This is a genomic window from Streptomyces sp. NBC_00440, from assembly GCF_036014215.1.
Lineage (GTDB): Bacteria > Actinomycetota > Actinomycetes > Streptomycetales > Streptomycetaceae > Streptomyces.
Window position 1 is genome coordinate 2,268,126 of the sequence record NZ_CP107921.1, and the last position, 6,023, is coordinate 2,274,148.

The 6,023-nt window shown below is 70.3% G+C and carries 4 protein-coding genes; 2 read left to right on the forward strand and 2 right to left on the reverse strand.

Going from position 1 to position 6,023, the window contains the following annotated elements; all coding sequences use genetic code 11:
* Positions 1-2: 2 nt before the first annotated feature.
* A complete protein-coding gene (locus OHB13_RS10180) occupies positions 3-971 on the reverse strand; it encodes an ABC transporter permease (RefSeq protein ID WP_328376837.1) in 969 nt (322 codons plus the stop codon).
* Between the two features lie 29 nt (positions 972-1,000).
* The gene (locus tag OHB13_RS10185; RefSeq protein WP_328376838.1) at positions 1,001-2,584 is read right to left on the reverse strand and encodes an ABC transporter substrate-binding protein; all 1,584 of its coding nucleotides are present in this window, start codon (positions 2,582-2,584) and stop codon (positions 1,001-1,003) included.
* A 525-nt stretch (positions 2,585-3,109) separates the two neighbouring features.
* Between OHB13_RS10185 and OHB13_RS10190 the strand changes: the two genes are divergently transcribed.
* Both OHB13_RS10190 and OHB13_RS10195 read left to right on the forward strand, forming a co-directional pair.
* Positions 3,110-3,433: a DUF5132 domain-containing protein gene (locus tag OHB13_RS10190; protein WP_328376839.1), complete on the forward strand. Its 324-nt coding sequence runs from the start codon at positions 3,110-3,112 to the stop codon at positions 3,431-3,433.
* Positions 3,434-3,624: 191 nt separating this feature from the next.
* On the forward strand, positions 3,625-5,922 hold the full coding sequence (locus tag OHB13_RS10195) for an ABC transporter ATP-binding protein/permease (RefSeq protein ID WP_328376840.1): 2,298 nt from the start codon (positions 3,625-3,627) through the stop codon (positions 5,920-5,922).
* Positions 5,923-6,023: the final 101 nt, after the last annotated feature.

Sequence of the window (6,023 nt, forward strand, 5' to 3'; positions counted from 1 at the left end):
GGTCACATCTCCCGGATGGCCGAACGGGGATCGAGCACGGCGAGCAGAACATCGACGAGGAGGCCGGCGAGCAGCACGGTGGTGCCCAGCACCAGCACCATCGCCTGGACCACCGGGTAGTCCTGTGCGACCGCGGACTGGGCCATGGCGGAGCCGATGCCGGGCCAGGCGAAGACCTTCTCGACCAGCACGGTGCCTGCGATCAGGGCGGGCAGCAGACTGCCGGCGACCGTGAGTGCGGCTGTGGCCGTGTTCGGTGCGGCGTGCCGGAGGTACCGGCGCGCGGGAGACAGCCGTTTGCTCCGGGCGGTACGCAGGTAGTCCTCGTTCAGCACCTTCAGCGCCTCCACCCGGACGATGCGGAGCAGGACAGCGGTGGGGGCGAGGGAGAGCGCGAGGACGGGCAGGACGAAGGACCCGACGCCCGCCGCGCCGGCCACCGGAAGCAGTTGGAGGCCGACGGCCAGCAGCGCGGTGAGTCCGGCGGCCAGGACGAAGTCCGGCACTCCGGCCAGACCGGCGGTGACCGCAGTGAACGCCAGCTCGGTGCGCGGGCGGCGGCCGTCAAGGGTGCGGACGGCGGCGAGCAGACCGCCGGGCAGGGCGACGACAAGGGTGACCACGAAGGCGAGGCCGGCGATCTCCAGAGTGGCCGGCAGCCGAGTGCGGATTATCTCCGCGACCGGTGTGCCGGTGACCAGAGAGGTGCCCAGGTCCCCGTGCAGGAGGCCACCGAGGTAGTGCCAGTACTGGGACGGGAAGGGTGTGTCGAGCCCGAGGGCGTGCCTGCGTGCGAGCACCAGGTCGGGGGCGGCGTCGACGCCGAGCGCGGCCCGGACCGGATCGCCCGGGACGAGACGGATCATCGCGAAGGACGCGGTGAGCACGAACCCGAGGGAGAGGAGCAGCCGGAGGATGCGGCGGCCGAGGAACACCGTCCAGGGGTGCCGCAGCAACTGGGGTACGGACATGGTGGGCCCTCGGTCACTGAGGTGGGAGGTCACTGGTGGAGCCGGATGCTGGTGGGAACGAGCTGGCCGCCGAAGGTTGTGGCGAAGGTGGTGCGGTAGCCGTACGCACTGCTCCGGCCTTCGGCGATCGGCAGCGCGTCGGCCGAGCGGAAGAGCGCGGCGGCTGCCCGGTTCCAGGTGGCGCATCCGGTGGTGTCGGTCTCGCGGAGCGCCTGGGCGACCAGGGCGTCGTACTCGGGATTGGTCACCCCCGCGAAATTGAGGCCCTGGGCAGGGGTCGAGCCGGAGAAGAAGGGGGTGAAGCCGGCCGGCAGGGCGAAACCGGGGGTGCTGCCGACCACCACGTCGAAGTCGGCGCTGCGGTACATGGCATTGACGAGGGCGGGCAGGCTCTCGGTCACCAGGTCGACCTCGGCGCCGAGCTCCGTCCACTCCCGGGCCATCAGCTCGGCGACGGAGGCCAAGGTCGGGCCGAGGTCGGGGCTGGTGATCAGGCGAAGCCGGAGCACCCGGCCGTCCTTGGTCAGCGGGCCGTCGGCGGAGCGGGTCCACCCGGCGTCACGCAGGGCCCCGACGGCATTCCGCGCGGGCAGATTGGCATCGGCGAGGTCAGCGTGGCAGACGGCGCCCTCGGCGCCGAAGTCGGTGGCTGGCCTGCCGGTGCCGCCGACGGCGACGTTGGCCAGGCCCCGGCGGTCGAGGGCGGAGACCAGGGCGCGGCGCAGCTCCCGGTCCGCGAGTACCCGGTCTGGGCGCTGGTTGAAGAACGTGAGCCCGACCACGGTCGCCACGTCGGCGGTGGCCAGGCCGTGGCCGGTGAGCCGGGCGCGGTCCGGCCCGCTCACGCTCGCGATGTCGACGCCTCCGGTGAGCAGCAGGTTCGCCACCGTGGAGGACTGCGGCACCACCATGATGATGATGTGCGCGGGGAGGCCAGGGGGCGTGGTCGTCGCCCCTGCGGGTCCCCAGGAGTAGCCGTCGCGGACAGTGAACTCGTACGGTCCGCCAGGGGTGTAGTGGGTCAGTACGTAGGGGCCGGTTCCCTGGGTGGCGCGGTCCAGCGAACCGGGCCGGTCGAGGCCGGCGGGGCAGACGATCGGCAGCAGACCGATGGTGCGGGTGAGGAAGGGGAAGGGGGAGGCGGCGGCCACCGACACCCTGCCGGTCCCGTCGTCGGCGCTCGCGGTGTACGGGACGTTCGGGAGGACGGTCCGGGCGCCGGCGAGCTGGTTGGCCAGGTTCCCCGCGTAGGTGAGTGCCCGGGCCACCGCCGAGGCGGTGAGGAGAGTTCCGTCGGAGCAGGTGACGCCTGGGCGGAGGGTGAAGGTGGCCGTGGTGGTGGTGGCCTTCCAGGAGGAGGCCAGGCCGGTGACCAGAGTGCCGTCGGGGGCGAGGTTGACCAGGGAGTCGTAGGCGTAGCGGGCCTGGGCGGCGCCGAAGGCGGAGTACGGGTCGAAGCTCGATGTCTCACTGGACTCAGCGATCCGGACGGTGCCTTGGTCCACCAGGGAGGTGCTCGTCGAGGAGGTGGCGACGCCGCCACAGCCGCCCAGCGCGACGGCCGAGGCCATGAGAGCGGCCGCCAGGGCGACCGGCGGAGTGCGTCGGAGCATGGCGTCATGGTCGCACCGGGGCTTGGCCAAGGTGACTCAACTGACCTGTACGGAAGGCATGTTCGAACATCCCGGATCGCCAGGCGGCTTGGCCGGGAGCCTTCGGAGACGACTGTGGCGGCGATTCTTGATTCACCCCTACGAGGGGTGCCGCGCCCGCCGTGTCACCCGCCGCCCCATCCCCGGGGCTGGGGCGGCGGGTGTCGGTCAGACATGGCACTCCTTCGAGACAGTAATCAGTTAATAGTTCTGGAGGGTGTTCGGGCGCGCCGCAATTCAGGTTACGCGGAGAGGCCATCACCACCCACATGAGTGAACTTGTAGTGGGTCATTTGGCTGAGGCGGGCGTGGCTCGACTACCGTGATCACGGGATCGGACGGCGCATTCTGATGTCCGGGAATTCGATTCGTCAGATGAGTCCCGGATTTCGAGATGGAATGCTTCATATACGCCCGGCTGTGCACTGTTCGGTGTTCGCCGCTCCCGGGTTCCCTGTCATACGTACGTAGAGAGGATGGAGCATCATGCCGCCTGTAGTACCGCCCTTCCTGTTCGGCCTCATCGTCGCGCCACTGGCCAAACGTCTGCTCAAGCCCCTGGTGGGTGGAGTCGTCAAAGCGTCCGTCGGCATCGCGATGGAGGTGAAGAAGGCAGCTCAGGAGGCCGGGGAGAACATCCATGACCTCGCAGCCGAAGTGGCCGCCGACGTGGTGGCCGCCCAGATCGCCGCCGGTGAGACCGAAAGCCACTCCGGCGACGGCCAGCACGCCACCGGGCAGGGCGCCAAGGGGGAACCGAGGACCCCTAAGATCCGCACGACCGGCAGCGCCGCCGGAAAGGCGCACTGACGGCCCGTAAGGGATCACGGCCGCCGCCAGGCGCGCATGCCGATCGATTTCGACGGAATGCGCGCGGGCGGCGGCCGTTGACAGGCCGTTCACTCATCGAGATCTGCCGCCCACCATTTCCCGCTCCGTAGCCGTAATCTGCCCTGTCCGTGGCGGATTTCCGCGACCTCCGCAAACAGGTGATCGTACACATGCCATCGCTACTGGGTGCCGCCACCGAATTCCGCTCCGTGGAATTGGGTGCGAGCCCGCGCTCGGTCACACCGGGCCGTCAGCGCTGGGACGTCAAGCTGGTCCTCGGACGCCCCCGGGCGGCCGAGATCCTCGCCGCTGCGCTGCGCCACATTCCCGGGATCACCGAGGCCCAGGCCAACCCCGTCACCGGCGGGGTGCTCGTCCGGCATGATGCGCGGCTGCGTGCCACGGACATCGGCCGTATCGTCCGCAGGGCCGTCACCCGGGTCGCGGAAGTCCCGACCGGAGTGGGGCGTCCGGCCCCGGCCGGCCCCGGCGCTGCGCCGACGCCTCGGGTGGATCCCGGCCTGGTCGTGCGCCCTGTGCTCGCCGTCGGCGGCGGGGTCGCGGCCGGGGTCGCGCTGATCAAGGGCTCGGCGCTGAGCAAGCAGCTGGTGGCCGCGGGCGGGGTTGCAGCAGCGACCGCGGTCGTCCTGCGGAAGGCCTGGCGCGGAACTGTCGACACGTCCCGGGACGCGACCGGGCGCGGTGCCGAGCGTCACCCCTTGCTGGAGATCGTCGGTCCGCACCGGCGCCGTCTCTACCAGGCTGCTGCCCTGTCCGTCGCCTGCCAGGCTGCGGAGATGGCGCTCGGCACCTTCCTCGGATGGACCGGACTGGTCCTCATCAAGGGTGAGGCAGCTCCGCTGGTGAGCCTCGGCCTGACCACGGCCTCCGCTCAACTCTGGGGCTTGGCGGGGCTGGTGGCTGTCGCCTGTGCCGCGGTGGCGGGCCTCTCTTACGCCTCGAACCTCCAGTGGCGACGACTCGGCCAGGACATCGAGCACGAGTGGCGGAGCCGCACGTACCGACACGTGCAGCACCTCGAACTGGGTCACTTGGAGGGTGAGCGGACCAGCAGGGTTGCCGGCGCACTCACCAACGACGTCGGCCAGTTGGGCGCATTCTTCGCCGGCCCGGCCAACGACGTGTTGCAACTCGGCACCAGCCTGGCCGTCCTGGTGCCGGCGTTCCTCCTGCTGGCACCCCAGATCGCCTGGATCGCATTCCTGCCGATCCCGGTCATCGCCTGGCTGTCGCTGCACCACCAGGAGAAGGCCGCGGCAGACTACGCCGTCACCGGTGAGTGCCGGTCCAGGCTGGGCAGCCAGGTGATCAACTCGCTCGAAGCCGGTGCGACCGTCAAGGGCTTCTGCACCGAGGACTACGAAGCCGAACGCATCGACGAGCTGAGCGAGTCGGTCCAGGAGAGCAGCCGGCAGACCGACCGGAGCACGAGCCGCCACGCCGAGACCGTCCGGTCCTGCACCACCGCATCGATGGCGGCAACCCTGCTGATCGGCGGACGTTCGGTACTCAACGGCACCCTGCGCTTCGAGGTGTTCAGCCCACTGATCGGGCTGCCTCAGATGCTGCTGATGCGGATGAGCCGGCTCGGCGGCATCGCCGACCAGTACCAGCGCACCCTCGCCTCATACAACCGGGTCCAGCGGCTGCGCGCCCTGCCCGTCGAGGCCGACGGCGGCGACGAGACGGTCGACCTCGCCGAGGTGCAGGGCGAAATCGTCCTCGACAGGGTCACCTTCGCCTACCCCGGTCGGGCGACGGCACTGCAGGACCTCTCGCTGACCATCCCGGCCGGGCAGGTGACCGCCCTGGTGGGCGCCACCGGATCCGGCAAGACGACGATCGCCAGACTGCTGATGCGATTCCAGGACGCCCAGTCCGGAAGGGTACTGATCGACGGACAGGACATTCGGGACCTGCGGCGCCACAACCTGCGGCACGCCATCGGCTTCGTCGCCCAGGATCCGTTCCTCTTCGACGGCAGCATCGCCGACAACATCCGCTACGGCAGCTTCGGAGCCTCCGACGAGGCAGTGCTCCAGGCCGCCGCCATGGCCGAGGCCCACACCTTCATCGCGACCCTGCCGGACGGCTACGCCACCCTGATCGGTGAACGCGGTGCCGCTCTCTCCGGCGGCCAGCGGCAGCGGATCGCCCTGGCTCGCGCGATCCTCAAGGACTCGCCGGTCGTGATCCTCGACGAAGCCACCTCCGCCGTCGACAACGAGACCGAGGCCGCCATCCAGCGCACACTGCGCGGCTTCGCGGCCGACCGCACGATGGTCGTCATCGCCCACCGCCTCTCCACGGTCCGCCACGCCGACCGCATCTACGTCATGGACAAGGGCGGCATCGTCGCCGAACAGGGCACCCACAACGAACTCCTCGCCCAGCACGGTCTCTACGCATCTCTCTGGCAGCTACAGGCCGGCGAACTCGCCGCCTGACCGCAGAAAAAGTCGCCCCGCCCGCCGATCGCGTGGCACCACCGCACTCGGCGCGGCCCGGCACGCCCTGCGCGCATGCCCGCCCACACTTCTGGAGGTAC